Here is a 14,180-nt window from a genome sequence, read left to right on the forward strand (position 1 = left end):
TTTCAACCGGGCAAAAGGCGGTCATGAAAACAAAAAAACTTCGCTCACAACGTCACGGTCCGGCTCAACCGCACCGGCTCGGCGGCCCCCTCGACGTCCACCTCCAACCGCCACACCCCGCGGCGGGCCATCTCGATCGAACCGATGAAGCGGCCTTCGCTGGTCTCGGTCAAGGCGACGTGGTGCGCCTGCGACGCGCGAGCTTGATGAAACACGCGGGCGGTGACCGACAGATTCGACAGCGGCCGGCCCTGCCCATCACGCAGCTCCAGGACGATGGCTCGTTGGCCCGAGGTATTGGCCGTGGAGGAAACGTCCAGCTGGGTCTGCCAACCCCAGCGGCGGGGCGCCGAGAGCGCGGCCCGGTGCTGGTCCCAGTTCAAAGCCGCTTGATGGTAGTCGGGAACGATCGCCACGCTCGGGTCGCCGGTCGCCAAGGTGATGGCGACACCGCCGATCACGACCTGCAGCCCCAGCAGGCCCACCACCAACGAGACCCAAAAACGTTTGGCGCGGCGTTCGGCAGCTTGAGGATTTTCGGCGGTACGGTTCATCTGGCGATTACTCGATAAAGGGTAGGTCCGTAGCGTTTGGCTTCCAGCCTGTGCACGCGGCAATAGGCTAACGCGGTCCGATCAGTTGCAGTTTGAGTTCCCGTTGGTTTCCCTGTTCGTCGCTGACCACCAGTCCCGCGGCGTGGCTGCCCTGTCCCAGCGTCAAATGGATCGGAAAGGAAACCGTCAGCGGGATGGCTTGACGCTGGTCGGGCTCGAGCGTCAGACGCTCTGCATCGATCACCGACAACGTCGCCCCTTCGGCATCGGCCAGCGACAAGCGGTAGGTCTGCGGTTGCTCCGAGCGGTTCAGCAGGCGGACCTGATAGGAGTTGGAAACCACGCCCACGGTGGTCATCGAAAACGGTGCCCCGCGGCCGCGGACGATTTGGGCGTCGAAGCCACGCATCGAAAGCAGGGCCCAGGTAAAGGCGGCGAACACGACCAACAGGATCAACGGATACAGCACGGTGCGCAGCCGCCACAGCTTCTGAGGTTTGCCGGCGATCGCATCTTGCGAGCTGTAACGGATCAGGCCGGTGGGCGTCCCCACGCGGCGCATCACGTCGTCGCAAGCGTCGATGCACTGGGTGCAATTGATGCATTCCATCTGCAGACCATCGCGGATGTCGATCCCCGTCGGGCAGACGACCACACAGCGATTGCAATCGACGCAGTCACCGGCGTTGTCGCCCGGCGCATGCTTGCCCTTTTTGCGGGGCTCACCGCGGACCGGATCGTAGGCCACGATCAACGACTGCGAATCCAGCATCACCGACTGCAGGCGTCCGTAGGGACAGGCCAGCGTGCACATCTGTTCGCGGAAGTACAGAAAATCGAACAGCATGGCCACCGTGGTGCCGGCCATGACCAGGAACGCCGCGGGCTGCTCCAGCGGTGAAGCGCGCATCCACTGCGCGAGCCGCTCGGTACCGACAAAGTACGCGAGAAAGGTGTGGGCCAGGAACATACACAGCACCACGTACACCGCCACGCGGGCGACCTGCCACAGCGGGCTGCGATCGCGGCGCGGTAACCCGCCCTTGCCCACGGTGCCTTCGAACAGGCGGTCGATCGGCCGGAACAAGTACTCCATATAAACCGTCTGCGGACACCCCCAGCCACACCACACGCGTCCGGCGACGGCGGTGATCAGCACGATGCTGAGAAAGATGCCCAACCAGAGCAGAACAAAGGGCACCGTATCGGTGGGCAGAAAGGTTTTGCCCAGGATCGTGAAACGGCGGGCCGTCACGTCCAGCAACAACACCGGCTTGCCGCCGATCCGCAGGTGCGGGATCAGGACAAAGATCACCATCAGCGCGTAGGCCACGATTCGTCGCCAGCGCCACCAGGTGCCCATGGCCAATCGGGGATACAGCCATCGTCGCCGACCGTCCAGTTCGAGGGTGCTGAGGACCGGGGTTTCGGCAGATGAAACCGGATCGGCGATCGGCAAGGACGGTTGTTTTGAAGTCATCGGTACAAAGCGTCGAAAACGCGACGCGGTTAGGATTCAGGCGGCGCCGCCGCAGCGGTCGCCTCTTCGGACGCATCCGGCTCGGCCGGCGGATCGGGCCAAGGCGGAATCTTTCGGCCCTCGGGACCCCGGGGGCCGGGCAGGTTCTGGCCTCGCAGCGAAGCGACGTAGGCGGCGACCAGGACGATTTCGTTGGTCTGCAGGCGATTTGCCCAAGCGGGCATGGCGCCGTTGCCGGCGCCTTTGATCACCACCGTGGCAAGGTCTTCGATCCCGCGAACGTTCTTAAAATGTTCGTCGGTCAGGTTCGGGCCGATCTCGCCCTGGCCCTCGCGCCCGTGGCACTGGATACAGTTGGCTTCGAACACCGACCGCCCCACACCCACCCACTTCTCGTCGTGCATGTACTTGGCGATCGTGGCGGCATCGGGCTGCAATTCACCGATCTCGGCGAACTGCAAACGCATCGTTTCGGCCAGGGCCGCATCGTGCTGGGCAATCACGTCGCGTCCCTCAACGCCGCTGTGGTAGTACACCCAGTAAAACGGCGAAAAAACGATCGTCGCGATGAACAACCACTTCCACCATCCGGGCAGCGGATTATCGAACTCCTGGATCCCATCGTAGCTGTGATCGGTCAGGGGGCCATCGTTGGCGGGGGCATCATTCAGAGGGGCATCACTCATGGCGTGGGTCCTCCACACGGTCGCTGATCGCAATCGCCGCAAACCGCTCGGCTGCGTCGCGGCTTAATCGAAAAGTGCTGAATAAAACGCCGACAAAGGCCAGAAAGAACAGCGCGAGCGCTCCTTCGGCAAACAGCGAATAATCCAGTTGGCTTACCAGGTCTCGCAACATCAGGCATCCTCCGCGGCTTCGGCCGCCGTCTGCAGGTCTTCGCTGTCGGCTGCCGCCGGATCCGCTGCACCGTCACTTAGCGTATCGCCGGCGGCTTCCTCCTCGGGCTCTTCGCTGCGCGTGGCGTCGACGCCCAGTCGTTGCAGGTAGGCGATCAGCGCGATGGCCTGTTTCTCGAACGTCAGCGGCGGACCACCTTGTTGGACGATGTCGGCGGCGACCACTTCGGCCTGCTTTAGCGCCACCGCCGCGGTGTCCTCTAATTCCGTCTCGGTGTAGGGCACGCCCAGGTGAGCGGCGGCCCGAACGTGCGGCGCGATGGCCTCGAAGTTCAAGTCCTGTTCGAGCAGGTGTCGGTAGCTGGGCATGACCGATCCGGGCGAAACGATCTCGGGGTTCTCGAAGTGTCGCCAGTGCCAGAAACTGCTCTGCCGGCCGCCTTCCCGCGCCAGGTCGGGCCCGATCCGGCGACTGCCCCACTGGAAGGGATGGTCGTAGACGAACTCGCCCGGTTTGCTGTATTCGCCGTACCGCATGGTTTCCGAAACGATCGGGCGAATCATCTGCGAGTGACAGTTGTAACAGCCCTCGGAGATATAGATGTGCCGGCCGGCCAACTCCAGCGGCGTATAGGGTTTGACCGTGGCGATCGTGGGCACGTTGCTGCGGATCAAGAACGTGGGGACCACTTCGAACAACGTCGCGATCACCACCGCCGCGGTCGTCAGCAGGGTGAACTTTACCGGCAGCCGTTCCCAACGGCGGTGCCAGCCCATCCGTGCCCAGACGTCCGAGCGTTTGGCGAGGTCCAGCACCGGAGCTTCCTCAAGCCGGCTCGGGACCGGTACCGCTTTGGGTTCGACGTAATGCTTGCTCAATCGCGGAGCGGTGTAGACCGGTTCGTCGTAAACCGAAGGCCGCGACCACCAGGTCATCAGCATGTTGATGCCCAGCATCAGGACGCCGGTAAAGTACACCGCGCCGCCGGCGATCCGCAGCGACCACAGCGGAATGATCGACTCCAGCGTGGTCAGGAACTCGGGGTGTGCCAAGCGACCGGTGTCGTCGATCTCGCGCCACATCAATCCCTGGTACAAACCGGCCGCATAGATCGGCACGATGTACAGCAGGATCCCGATGGTGCCGATCCAGAAGTGCCAGCTCATCAGCCGCTCGCTCCAGATCTTGGTCTGGAACAATCGCGGCAACAGCCAGTACACCATCCCGAAGATCATGAACCCGTTCCAGCCCAAGGCCCCGGCGTGCACGTGGGCGATCGTCCAGTCGGTGTAGTGGCTGAGGGCGTTGACCGATCGCACCGACAGCATCGGCCCTTCGAACGTGGCCATCCCATAGAAGGTGATGCCCACGACGTAGAACTTCAGCACCGGGTCGGTGGCCACCTTGTGCCAGGCCCCGCGGAGGGTCAGCAATCCGTTCAGCATCCCGCCCCAGCTGGGCATCCACAACATGACGCTGAACAACATCCCCAGCGTGCTGGCCCACTGCGGCAGAGCCGTGTAATGCAGGTGGTGCGGGCCGGCCCAGATATAGATGAAAACCAACGACCAGAAGTGGATGATGCTCAGGCGATAACTGAACACCGGCCGCTCGGCCGCCTTGGGCAGAAAGTAATACATCAGCCCCAGGAAGGGCGTGGTCAAGAAAAACGCCACCGCGTTGTGACCATACCACCACTGCATGAACGCGTCCTGAACGCCCGCGTACAAACTGTAACCGGTGAACCAACCGGCCGGGACGACCAGATTATTGAACACGTGCAGCAGCGCCACGGTCACGATCGTGGCGATGTAAAACCACAACGCGACGTACATGTGCCGCTCGCGACGGCGGACCAACGTCATCAAAAAGTTCGTGCCGAAGATCAATAACCACACCACCGCGATGGCGATATCAATCGGCCACTCCAGCTCCGCGTACTCGCGGCTCTGCGTGATGCCCATCGGCAACGTGATGGCCGCCGCCAGAATGATCCCTTGCCAGCCCCAGAAGTGCAGCTGGCTCAGCACGTCGCTCCACATCCGCGCCTTGCACAGCCGCTGGGTGCTGTAATAAATGGCCGCGAAGATCCCGTTGCCAGCGAAGGCAAAGATCGCGGCGTTGGTGTGCAAAGGACGAAGCCGACCAAACGAAATCTCGGGAAACCCGAAGCCCAGACTCGGCAACACCAACAGCGTGGCCACGACCAAGCCGACGGCCATCGCGACGATGCCCCAAAAGATCGTCGCCACCACGAACATCCGCACGATGCGATCGTCATAGCTGAACGACTCCATCCGCTCGGCCTGCGGCGAATCGGAATCCGAAGGGCGTGGTGCGTCTTGCGCCAATGCGGTGGTCATGACTGTCTCGGTGGGCTTCAGAATCTAACGAAGTCAATTCGTTGGCGGTCTCGCTCTGGTCTCATACCGTACCACCGCCATAGGGCGTCGCAAAGATCCAGCAAGCAATTCTACACCGGGCACTTTGTCGCGTTCGCCAGCCCCGCCGCGTCGACCGATCCCGCCGTAGTGGCTGGACCCACCGCGGGGGCGCATAAAAAAACCGGCCAGCAATGATGCTGTCCGGTTGGTCGCTGGCCGCCAGCGGAGGCCCCGTCCCCGCCCCGGGGCTCAATAGCCGCCGAAGTCGAAATGCAGCGGACCGACGTCGAGGTGCAAGCCGCGATGGCGGTAGTGATGCGGACGATACGAGCGATATCCGCGGTAATAGCTGCGGTGGTGACCATGATGGTGACCGCGGTAGTGGTGACGCCCGTAATGGTGGCCACGGTGGTGATGGCCACGGTGCCGGTAGCCGTGGCGGAAGTGGCCGTGATGACCACCGTGCCGCAGACCGTGGTGGCCGTGACCGCGATAGAACCGGTCGGCAGCTTGGCTTTCGGCGGCCGGGATGACAAACGTCAACGTCGCACCGGCGATCAATAACATCAGCATACGCTTCATGTTGATTCTCCGTAACAAAGGAAAGGTGTACGGAGAAACACGTGCATACGGCGTGCCATCGCAAGCTGTGGCGCCACAACGAACGGCAGCCGCGAGGCCGTTAAAAGGCAATTCAGCCCAGACCGAGCGAACTAAACGCCGCAAGCCCGACAAGAGACAGCCCCGACGCCTCGTCGTCGGAACGCAAGCGTGTCATCAAAAAGACGGCGCTGCGAAGTCGTTTCGGTGGCGCGGCCGCGTAGCTGAAAGCAGTCCGCAGCAGAGACGCGAAGCCGACGATTTGAGATTTGAGATTTGCTGACTCAAACGGAATCTATTGTATGGCTCGGAGCGATAGAATGCAACGTTTTCTCCCCTCTCCCCCGCTGCGCCGCGAGCGTCAGCGAGTGAAGCAGTGGTGGGAGAGGGGAGTAAACGACTTTGGTCGTACATAGATTCCGCCGGAGTCAGCAGATTTGAGATCCAAAGTCTGGCGACTTCAGCTACGGATTGCTGTTGTCGCCGAGCAGATCTGGGTAGCGTTGCTCGAGTCGCTGGCGCATCTCGGGGCGGTTACGGAGGATCGCATACCGCCGTTTCGCACGGCGATCATCCGTCATCCCGGCGACCGGGGCGTCGGGCGGCATGATGCGTCCGCCGATATCCTGCAGGTCCGAGGGCCGGACACCCTCGTAGTAAAACATCCCGTTGGTGTAAGGCGTGGGGGCGTAGTCACCCACGACGCTGACGTCCAGGTCCGCGACGATCTTCGCCTCCATCCCGAGCGCCCACAGGCAAGCGTTGACCAGCAGGCGGCGGGCGTCGGCATCGAGCAAGTCTTCCGAAGCGCCCAGCGAGGTGTAGACGACGCGGGCTTGCTTGGTTTCGCCAGAGGGCGCGACGTAATGATCGCGGGTCCAGCCGGCGTTGACGGCCGGCGAATCCTGCTTGATGTCATCGCTGGGCTGGAACGTGTTCAGGACTTGGACGTCCAGCAGCGGCGTCGCGTCCTGGGGCAGCTGCGATTTGTAGGCGCCCGAGTAGGCATGGATCGCGCCCACGCCGCGCAGGATCGGGTGCTCGGCGGCCGAGTCCACGGCCGTGATCCGGCTGCCCATGACGTGGTTTCGCCCGTAGTGGCTCTGCCCACGCTGGCCGTGCCACGTATTGCCGAAAACCTGCTCGCCCAGCCCGCCGCGATAGTCTTCGCCGGCGTAGTTGTAGTTCAACTTTTCCCAGCCCTCGCCCTGGCCGTTGAAGGCGTGGGTGGAAGTTCGCACCCCGACGACCGGTCCGCCCCGCTCGAAGTAGTCGACCAAATGCTGGACCTGCGAAGCCGGCAAGTCCATAAAGCGAGTGAAGAAGAACAGCAGATCCGCATCTTCCAGTGCCTCCATCCCCGGAACGCTCTTCGCACCGGGATGGATTTCGCCCTGATCATTGACGCCAAACAGCACGGTGCAGCGAAAGCCGTGGTGGTGAGCCAGGATCTTGGCCAGCAGCGATGTGGTCTGCTCCGAACGGTACTCGTGGTCGTTGGCGATCAGGACGATGTGCTTGCCGGCCCCGATACCCTGGCCGCCCTCATAGACCAGGGTGTCGCTGCCGGGGTCAGCCGCGTGGGCCGCGGGCCCCGCGGCCAGGACGATCAGGAAGGCCGCGACAAGGCGGGCGGCGGGCAGCAGGAAACGGGATAGCATCGGTGACTGCTCCGGTTTTTCGGAAGAAGGGTGGGCGGACAGCGCGGCGCAAACAGCATCCATCAAAATCCACTGGCCGCCCAGACGCCAGCCTATTGTATCCGCTGCGCGAGCGCCGGCGACGCGGTGCCGGCCAGAGCGGCATCACTGATGCAGGTCGCCTTCCAAAAATCGCAGCATCCAGGCGGCGAACAGGCCCAGCATCAGCATGCTCGACAGCGACACTCGGTCGTGCGAGTGAAACTCCATCTCCGGCAGCAGGTCGCTGAGCGCGATGCAGAGAAAGACGCCGGCCGAGAAAGCCAACAGATAGGCCACCGCGGACGAACCGCCCATCGTCAGCCCGGCATAGCAGAGGCCAGCGCCCAGGGGACAAGCCAACGCGAACACCAGGTTCGCGATCCGCCGCGCCCGCACCGATTTGCCTCCGGCGGCCATCATCGACGTCACCGAGATCGCATCCAGCGGCTTGTGTAGAAAGACCGCCAGGAAGGCGCCAAACCCCATCAGAATCCCCGTGTGCCCCGGGTGACTGGCGTCCATCGCCACGGCCGCCGCCAACGTGACTCCGTCGATCAACGTATGGATCGTCAAGCCGGCCAGCACGGCCAGCCAGCTGTGCCGATGCGCGTGAGCCCCCTCATGCGTTTGCCCCGGACCGTGGCCCGCATGACCGTGGCCCGCATGATCGTGGCCGGCTGCTGCCGCATGCTCGGCGTCGCCATGCCCGCACTGGTCGTGGCCGTCGCCGGCGGCGTCGCCCTTAAACGCCTGCTCCTCACCGTGGTGGTGGTGGTGAAACAAACGCAGCATCGCGAACGTTGCGACAATGCCCGCCATCACGGCCAACATGATATTGTCCAGCCTGACGCTGCGGCCGATGTCGTGCAGGGCGTGGGGCAGCAGGTGAAACACGGCCGTGCCCAGCATCACTCCACCCACCAGGCTGATGATGTGCTGCATCCCGTTATGGGTGATCCGCATCCGCTGGGTAATACCACCACCAGCCAGGGAAGCGGCCACCACGGCCACGCAGTACGCCACCAGAACGGCGATCGGCAGGGCAGATTCAGCAGAAAGCATGGCGTCGGCCCCGCGAGGCATTGTCCGTATAAATCAGAACGCCCCAAGTGAGCGAGCATTGCAGCGGCACGAGCAAGGTGGTGCCGAAAAAGCGGACGTATTGTTTGCCAGAGGGCGGATTGTTGCAAGGACCGTATCGGCTAGCTCAGCGGCCCAAAGCAGCTCGGCTGTCCCAGCCGAGCTACTATTTGGCCGAGGCGGCTGTGGCGGTGGCCGCAGTGGCGCGGCGCTCGCGCAGATAGACCGCGCGGCTTTTCTCGGCGAAACGCTGCCGGATCTCCGGCAACACCTGCGGCAGGCGAACGGCCAGCTCCTCCATACCGCGGGGATTCGACGCCGCCGCTCGCGAGATCTGCGAGATGAACTTGGCGCTCTCGGCGAAGTTATTGTCGGCGGTTCGCCCGATCAGCCCGCTGAGCGTCCGCGCGATCAGGTCCGCGCCCAGATTATCCAGCTGGATAAAGCAGTCCAGCGTGCCGACCACGACCGCCTGCCCGCTCGGGTCGGTTTGCGTTTCGCTCCGCAAAACGAACACGGCCTTGCCCGAAACCGGCACCGCAGCCAGCGGCCCGCTGTACTCGCCGCTGGCGTAATACAAATGCGTCTGCTGGTCGCCATAGACCAGATCGATGTGGCACACCGTGCCGGCGTGGTCGTTGGCCTGCAGCTGGAACGGGGCAATTCGCTGGGTTTTGACCTTCGTGATCCCCATCTCGTCCCAGATACCGACCATCACCTCGGGATGCCGCACCAGAAACACGAACATCTCCGGGTCGCACTCGATCTGCTGGGTGGGCAGCCGGCGAAACAGGGTCGGCGAGTGGACGATCCGCCGGATTCGCTGCTGGGCTTCGGCGGTCAACCGATCCAGCGGAAGATGCTCGATCGCATCGGCTCGCGTCGCGCGGTCGGTGCCCCCGGCGGCCGCCCCGCCCGAAACCACCGGCCGCGATGCCTGCTGGCCCATCGCCGTGGGCAGCCCCACCGGGGACGCGAGGCACACGAAGCTGACCAGCGCCAAAATCGACAGGGCGTTATGACGTGGCATGCAAATCAGGGGCTAAAGGCACCGCAGGGTCAAGGCTCCGCGACCAAGACGCTCGTATCGATTATTCGGCTCGCGGAGCCTCCACGGCCCAGGAAAACTCTTCGCCTTTCAGGAAAAGGCACAGGTAGCCGCCCAATAGCAGTTCGGCTGTCCCAGCCGAGAAGAAAGTAGCTCGGCTGCCCCAGCCGAGCGACCCTGCCCCAGCCGAATCAAAAAACTTGACCAACCGTCAAAAAAAACGACCAACAGCCGTTGACCGTCTTGAGGCGTGCCGATAGATTCTCACCTTCTTGACGAGACAGTCAGCGCGAAATCTACGCAAACACCGGCACGTGTGCCGGTTTCTTGTCGGCCAGGATTTCCCTGGCCGGGCCCAAGGCGGTTCGGTGGGTTTGTGTTGCCAACGTCTCGAGTGCTTCAATACTTGTAACTTAGGTAGTTTGCCGTGGCGGCTGGGTCGCACGAAGTCATTCGTATCCGTATGGAAGCGTACGACCACTCGATCTTGGATCAGAGTGCGCTGGATATTGTGGAAACCGTCAAGCGGACCCATAGCGAGGTTCACGGACCAATCCCTTTGCCAACGCGGATCGAGAAGTACACCGTCTTGTCCGGCCCCTTCGTCGACAAGAAGGCGCGCCAGCAATTCGAGATCCGCACGCACAAGCGGCTGATCGACATCGTGGCGGCCACGGCCAAGACGATCGAAGCACTGAACAAATTAAGTCTTCCGGCCGGCGTTGATATCAAAATCAAGGCCTCGGCAAGATAAAAAACGTCTGAATCGGCCGTTAGGGCTTTCGCCCTGCGGCATGCACGATAAGATTTCGTCCCCGCCCGCGGCCGATCTGGCTCCGCGAGCGCCCAGGGTCTGCGTGAAGGTCCTGGGGTTGGTTTGTTTTGACTGTAAAACGGATTGTTGGCTCGCGACAACGGTATTCCATTTGAAACGGAAGCCGGCCCGATAACCTCCTGGCGCCCCGCGGCGTGACAAGGTTCGGGAGGCGACTCGCTCCACTTAACTTTGTTTACTGAAGGCACGTGATATGCCACGGGGAATCCTCGGCCGCAAAGTCGGGATGACGCAGGTCTATTTGGAAGACGGTACGGCAGTGCCGGTAACGGTCATTCAGGCTGGCCCCTGCAATGTCTTGCAGGTCCGTACGCAGGAGCGAGATGGTTACGAAGCGGTTCAGCTCGGCTTTGAGGACAAACCTCGCCGGTTGGCCAATCGCAGCGAGCGCGGCCATGTGGCCAAGCTGGACAGCAAGCGGCAGAAGTCGCGAGCCGGTGTCGAAGCGGTCGCCAAGGCGGACTGCGAGCCGCAGCGATTCATTCGCGAGTTCCGCGGCCAAACCGACAGCGAAGTCGGTGCTCAGGTCACGGTCGCCGAATTCGAAGGCGTCAAAGCGGTCGATGTCACCGCCACCAGCAAGGGCCGCGGATTCGCCGGCGTCATGAAGCGTCACAACTTCAGCGGCCAGCGTGCGACGCACGGCGTCAAGAAAGTGCACCGCCACGCCGGCGGCACCGGCTGCAGTGCTTCGCCCAGTCGCGTGTTCAAGGGCCGCAAGATGGCTGGTCATTACGGCAATGAGCGAGTGACCACGCGCAATCTGCAAGTCGTCAAGGTGGACGAAGAGAATCATTTGTTATTGGTGCGTGGAGCGGTCCCAGGGCCCAACGGTGGCTTTGTTTCTGTTCGCGAAACCAATCGGTTGCGGTAGTTGGTCTGGGTGAGGCATGCTGCCCGCCGCTATTTGAAAGAAATACTGGAGTTTCCTAACATGGCCAGCCTGACGGTTTACGACGCCAGCGGAGAGAGTGTCGGCACTTACGACATCGATCCCGCGGCGATCGCGCCCCGAATCAGCAAGCAGTTGTTGCATGACGTCGTGGTGATGTACCAGGCCAATCAACGGCAAGGTTCGCACAACACGCGGACTCGCGGCGAAGTGAGCGGCAGTACCAAGAAACTGTACCGCCAAAAAGGCACCGGTAACGCCCGTGCCGGCAGCAAACGCACCAACGTTCGTCGCGGCGGTGGCGTCGCACGGACCGTCAAGCCGCGCGACTACAGCTACCGCCTGCCGCGCAAAGCCGTGCGACTGGCCACCCGAATGGCCATCGCCAGCAAAATCGCCGACGGCCAGGTCGTGGTGATCGACAAATTGGAATTCAGCGAGCCCAAGACCAAGCAGATGGCGTCGGTCCTGAAGGCCCTGGGCCTGGACGACAAGACCACCCTGGTCACCACCGCCGGCCTCGACGGCATGGTGTACCGCAGTGCACGCAACATCCAAGGCGTCAACGTGTCGCCGGTACGCGACTTGAACGCCTTGACGGTGCTGAAGCCACGCCGCTTGTTGGTCACTCGCGAAGCCCTGGACAAAATCAAAGATGGTACCTTCGCTTCGCCCGCCACCGCCGGCAACGAAGCTCAAGGAGCGGAAGCATGAGCCGAATTCAACCCCCAGCCCAGTCGGAAGGCGGACTGCAACTCGAACCGCACCAGGTTCTGCTGCGACCGCTGGTCACCGAAAAAGGCGTCCATCGCGCCAGTCGAAACAATCAGTACGCTTTCGAGATCCATCGACAAGCGACCAAGATCGACGTGCGAAAGGCCGTGGAAACATTGTTCGACGTCAAGGTCGCGAAGGTGCGGACGCAGACTCGCAAGGGCAAGGCCCGGCGGTTCAAGTTCCGTGTCGGCCGCACCGGTGACTGGAAGAAAGCCATCGTGACGCTCGATCCCGAGCATCGCATCGACTTCTTCTAGGCGTTCGTCGCAACCGAAACCGTATCGAGAGCATATCAGGCAAAGCCATGGGCATTCGAGTATACAAACCTACCACCAACGGACGGCGCAACGCCTCGGTCAGCGATTTCGCTGAACTGACGCCGGGCGCCAAGCCCGAACGGAACCTGTTGGTTCCCAAGCGCAAGACCGGTGGCCGCAACAACCAAGGCAAGATCACCGCGCGTCACCGCGGTGGCGGCCACAAACAGAAGTATCGCATCATCGACTTCCGCCGCAACAAGGACGGTGTCGAAGCCCGCGTCGATTCGGTTCAGTACGACCCGAACCGCTCGGCACGGATCGCGCTGCTGCACTACGCCGATGGCGACAAGCGTTACGTGATCGCACCGGCCAGCCTCAAAGCCGGCGACCGCGTGATGAACGGCCCGGACGCGCCGGGCAAAGTCGGCGACTGCATGCCCCTGAAGAACATTCCCGTCGGAACCACCGTCAGCTGCGTCGAACTGCGACCGGGCGGTGGAGCTTCGATGTGTCGCTCGGCCGGTACCGAAGCCCTGTTGATGGCTCGCGAAGCCGAATGGGCCCAGTTGTCCCTGCCCAGCGGCGAAGTCCGCCGCGTGCCTGCGGTATGCCGAGCCACGATCGGACAGGTCGGCAACACCGATCACAGCAAAGTGCGGTTGGGCAAAGCCGGACGAGCCCGCTGGTTGGGACGTCGTCCGCACGTTCGCGGAACGGCCATGAACCCGATCGACCACCCGCACGGTGGTGGTGAAGGCCGGACCAAGGGCGGTCGTCACCCGGTCAGCCCGCAGGGCAAGAGCGCCAAGGGCGGCGCCACGCGTCAGCGTCGCAAGCCCAGCAACACGTCGATCGTCCGGCGTCGCAAGAGCCGGCGTTACGGCCAGTTGAAACTGCACAACTAAACGGCCCGCGGCAGCCAGCCTCCGCGGAGCTCAGCCCGCCGGTTGGCCCTAGCCAGCCGGTCGGCCGTGAGCTTGACAACCAATTCACTAGATCCTTCCACCTGTACCCCCGAATGCTATGAGTCGCAGCTCGAAAAAAGGTCCGCACGTCGACCCCAAGCTGTATTTCAAGGTTCAGAAGCAAGCCGAAGGCGGCAAAGCTGAACCGATCAAGACTTGGGCTCGGTCCTGCACGATCGTTCCCGAGTTTGTGAATGTGACCTTCATGGTTCACGATGGCCGCAAGCACGTCAAAGTGCTGGTCACCGAAGACATGGTCGGACACAAGCTGGGCGAGTTCGCACCGTCGCGCACCTTCCGGGGTCACGGCGGCAAAGGCAACAAGCGTTAATCAGATAGTTAAGCGTTAAACATACGGAACGATCCGCGAGACAGCGGCCACTGCTATGACCACCATCACTGCCCGTCACAAGAATGCCCGCATGAGCGCCCGCAAGGTGCGTTTGGTTGCCGATATGGTGCGTGGCAAGTATGCCGACGACGCCCTCAACATCCTGCAGTTCCAGCCCCAACGCGGGGCTCGCCTGCTGGAGAAGGTTATCAAGAGTGCCGTCGGTAACGCGGCGGACCCGGAACAGAATGGCGGCCAAGCCTTTCGCGTCGAAGACCTGGTGTTGACCGAGGTGCGCGTCGACGGCGGGCCGATGTTCAAGCGGATCCGTCCCCGGGCCCGCGGCATGGCCTTTATGATCAAGAAACGCACCAGTCACATCACCGTCGGCCTGACGCCGATCGATGAACTGTAGTCGTACCGAGACCCGTTAG

Annotated in this window: 16 protein-coding genes; 7 read left to right on the plus strand and 9 right to left on the minus strand. The window is 62.6% G+C overall.

What is annotated here, in order from left to right; genetic code table 11:
• Positions 1–44: 44 nt before the first annotated feature.
• From GE027_RS09285 to GE027_RS09325, 9 genes are all read right to left on the minus strand, one after another.
• Complete coding sequence (locus GE027_RS09285; RefSeq protein WP_153556914.1) at positions 45–554, minus strand: FixH family protein; 510 nt, start codon at positions 552–554, stop codon at positions 45–47.
• A gap of 67 nt (positions 555–621) precedes the next feature.
• On the minus strand, positions 622–2,034 hold the full coding sequence (ccoG, locus tag GE027_RS09290; protein ID WP_153556915.1) for a cytochrome c oxidase accessory protein CcoG: 1,413 nt from the start codon (positions 2,032–2,034) through the stop codon (positions 622–624).
• A gap of 29 nt (positions 2,035–2,063) precedes the next feature.
• Positions 2,064–2,720: a cbb3-type cytochrome c oxidase N-terminal domain-containing protein gene (locus GE027_RS09295; RefSeq protein WP_153556916.1), complete on the minus strand. Its 657-nt coding sequence runs from the start codon at positions 2,718–2,720 to the stop codon at positions 2,064–2,066.
• On the minus strand, positions 2,713–2,892 hold the full coding sequence (locus GE027_RS09300; RefSeq protein ID WP_153556917.1) for a hypothetical protein: 180 nt from the start codon (positions 2,890–2,892) through the stop codon (positions 2,713–2,715). The genes GE027_RS09295 and GE027_RS09300 overlap by 8 nt, the downstream gene beginning before the upstream one ends.
• Complete coding sequence (ccoN, locus tag GE027_RS09305; protein ID WP_153556918.1) at positions 2,892–5,255, minus strand: cytochrome-c oxidase, cbb3-type subunit I; 2,364 nt, start codon at positions 5,253–5,255, stop codon at positions 2,892–2,894. The genes GE027_RS09300 and ccoN overlap by 1 nt, the downstream gene beginning before the upstream one ends.
• A 270-nt stretch (positions 5,256–5,525) precedes the next feature.
• Entirely contained in the window at positions 5,526–5,858 is a 333-nt protein-coding gene (locus tag GE027_RS23055) for a hypothetical protein (protein WP_153556919.1), read from the minus strand.
• A 482-nt stretch (positions 5,859–6,340) separates the two neighbouring features.
• Positions 6,341–7,537 (minus strand): ThuA domain-containing protein, encoded by a 1,197-nt coding sequence (locus GE027_RS09315; RefSeq protein WP_153556920.1) that lies wholly within the window; start codon positions 7,535–7,537, stop codon positions 6,341–6,343.
• A gap of 144 nt (positions 7,538–7,681) precedes the next feature.
• Entirely contained in the window at positions 7,682–8,620 is a 939-nt protein-coding gene (locus tag GE027_RS09320; protein ID WP_202617373.1) for a ZIP family metal transporter, read from the minus strand.
• A gap of 184 nt (positions 8,621–8,804) precedes the next feature.
• Complete coding sequence (locus tag GE027_RS09325) at positions 8,805–9,668, minus strand: hypothetical protein (protein WP_153556922.1); 864 nt, start codon at positions 9,666–9,668, stop codon at positions 8,805–8,807.
• Between the two features lie 445 nt (positions 9,669–10,113).
• Here GE027_RS09325 and rpsJ point away from each other — a divergent pair, with 445 nt between their 5' ends.
• The 7 genes from rpsJ to rplV all read left to right on the plus strand — a co-directional run bounded on the left by rpsJ (position 10,114) and on the right by rplV (position 14,161).
• On the plus strand, positions 10,114–10,440 hold the full coding sequence (gene rpsJ / locus GE027_RS09330; protein WP_153556923.1) for a 30S ribosomal protein S10: 327 nt from the start codon (positions 10,114–10,116) through the stop codon (positions 10,438–10,440).
• Positions 10,441–10,747: 307 nt separating this feature from the next.
• Positions 10,748–11,395, plus strand: coding sequence for a 50S ribosomal protein L3 (rplC, locus tag GE027_RS09335; RefSeq protein WP_237607428.1), 648 nt, complete (start codon positions 10,748–10,750; stop codon positions 11,393–11,395).
• Positions 11,396–11,455: 60 nt separating this feature from the next.
• A complete protein-coding gene (rplD, locus tag GE027_RS09340) occupies positions 11,456–12,127 on the plus strand; it encodes a 50S ribosomal protein L4 (RefSeq protein ID WP_153556925.1) in 672 nt (223 codons plus the stop codon).
• Entirely contained in the window at positions 12,124–12,447 is a 324-nt protein-coding gene (rplW, locus tag GE027_RS09345) for a 50S ribosomal protein L23 (protein WP_153556926.1), read from the plus strand. The genes rplD and rplW overlap by 4 nt, the downstream gene beginning before the upstream one ends.
• Before the next feature lie 47 nt (positions 12,448–12,494).
• Positions 12,495–13,355, plus strand: coding sequence for a 50S ribosomal protein L2 (gene rplB / locus GE027_RS09350; RefSeq protein ID WP_153556927.1), 861 nt, complete (start codon positions 12,495–12,497; stop codon positions 13,353–13,355).
• 118 nt (positions 13,356–13,473) lie between these two features.
• Positions 13,474–13,746: a 30S ribosomal protein S19 gene (rpsS, locus tag GE027_RS09355; protein WP_153556928.1), complete on the plus strand. Its 273-nt coding sequence runs from the start codon at positions 13,474–13,476 to the stop codon at positions 13,744–13,746.
• A gap of 55 nt (positions 13,747–13,801) precedes the next feature.
• A complete protein-coding gene (rplV, locus tag GE027_RS09360) occupies positions 13,802–14,161 on the plus strand; it encodes a 50S ribosomal protein L22 (RefSeq protein ID WP_153556929.1) in 360 nt (119 codons plus the stop codon).
• Positions 14,162–14,180: the final 19 nt, after the last annotated feature.

Origin of the sequence: Roseimaritima sediminicola, from assembly GCF_009618275.1 — a bacterium.
Classification (GTDB): Bacteria; Planctomycetota; Planctomycetia; order Pirellulales; family Pirellulaceae; genus Roseimaritima; species Roseimaritima sediminicola.

What these genes read in the sequence shown, in the direction of transcription:
- GE027_RS09285 (WP_153556914.1), bottom strand. Translation starts at nt 554, where the DNA reads ATGAACCGTACCGCCGAAAATCCTCAAGCTGCCGAACGCCGCGCCAAA.
- ccoG (WP_153556915.1), bottom strand. Translation starts at nt 2,034, where the DNA reads ATGACTTCAAAACAACCGTCCTTGCCGATCGCCGATCCGGTTTCATCT.
- GE027_RS09295 (WP_153556916.1), bottom strand. Translation starts at nt 2,720, where the DNA reads ATGAGTGATGCCCCTCTGAATGATGCCCCCGCCAACGATGGCCCCCTG.
- GE027_RS09300 (WP_153556917.1), bottom strand. Translation starts at nt 2,892, where the DNA reads ATGTTGCGAGACCTGGTAAGCCAACTGGATTATTCGCTGTTTGCCGAA.
- ccoN (WP_153556918.1), bottom strand. Translation starts at nt 5,255, where the DNA reads ATGACCACCGCATTGGCGCAAGACGCACCACGCCCTTCGGATTCCGAT.
- GE027_RS23055 (WP_153556919.1), bottom strand. Translation starts at nt 5,858, where the DNA reads ATGAAGCGTATGCTGATGTTATTGATCGCCGGTGCGACGTTGACGTTT.
- GE027_RS09315 (WP_153556920.1), bottom strand. Translation starts at nt 7,537, where the DNA reads ATGCTATCCCGTTTCCTGCTGCCCGCCGCCCGCCTTGTCGCGGCCTTC.
- GE027_RS09320 (WP_202617373.1), bottom strand. Translation starts at nt 8,620, where the DNA reads ATGCTTTCTGCTGAATCTGCCCTGCCGATCGCCGTTCTGGTGGCGTAC.
- GE027_RS09325 (WP_153556922.1), bottom strand. Translation starts at nt 9,668, where the DNA reads ATGCCACGTCATAACGCCCTGTCGATTTTGGCGCTGGTCAGCTTCGTG.
- rplC (WP_237607428.1), top strand. Translation starts at nt 10,748, where the DNA reads ATGACGCAGGTCTATTTGGAAGACGGTACGGCAGTGCCGGTAACGGTC.
- rplD (WP_153556925.1), top strand. Translation starts at nt 11,456, where the DNA reads ATGGCCAGCCTGACGGTTTACGACGCCAGCGGAGAGAGTGTCGGCACT.
- rplW (WP_153556926.1), top strand. Translation starts at nt 12,124, where the DNA reads ATGAGCCGAATTCAACCCCCAGCCCAGTCGGAAGGCGGACTGCAACTC.
- rplB (WP_153556927.1), top strand. Translation starts at nt 12,495, where the DNA reads ATGGGCATTCGAGTATACAAACCTACCACCAACGGACGGCGCAACGCC.
- rpsS (WP_153556928.1), top strand. Translation starts at nt 13,474, where the DNA reads ATGAGTCGCAGCTCGAAAAAAGGTCCGCACGTCGACCCCAAGCTGTAT.
- rplV (WP_153556929.1), top strand. Translation starts at nt 13,802, where the DNA reads ATGACCACCATCACTGCCCGTCACAAGAATGCCCGCATGAGCGCCCGC.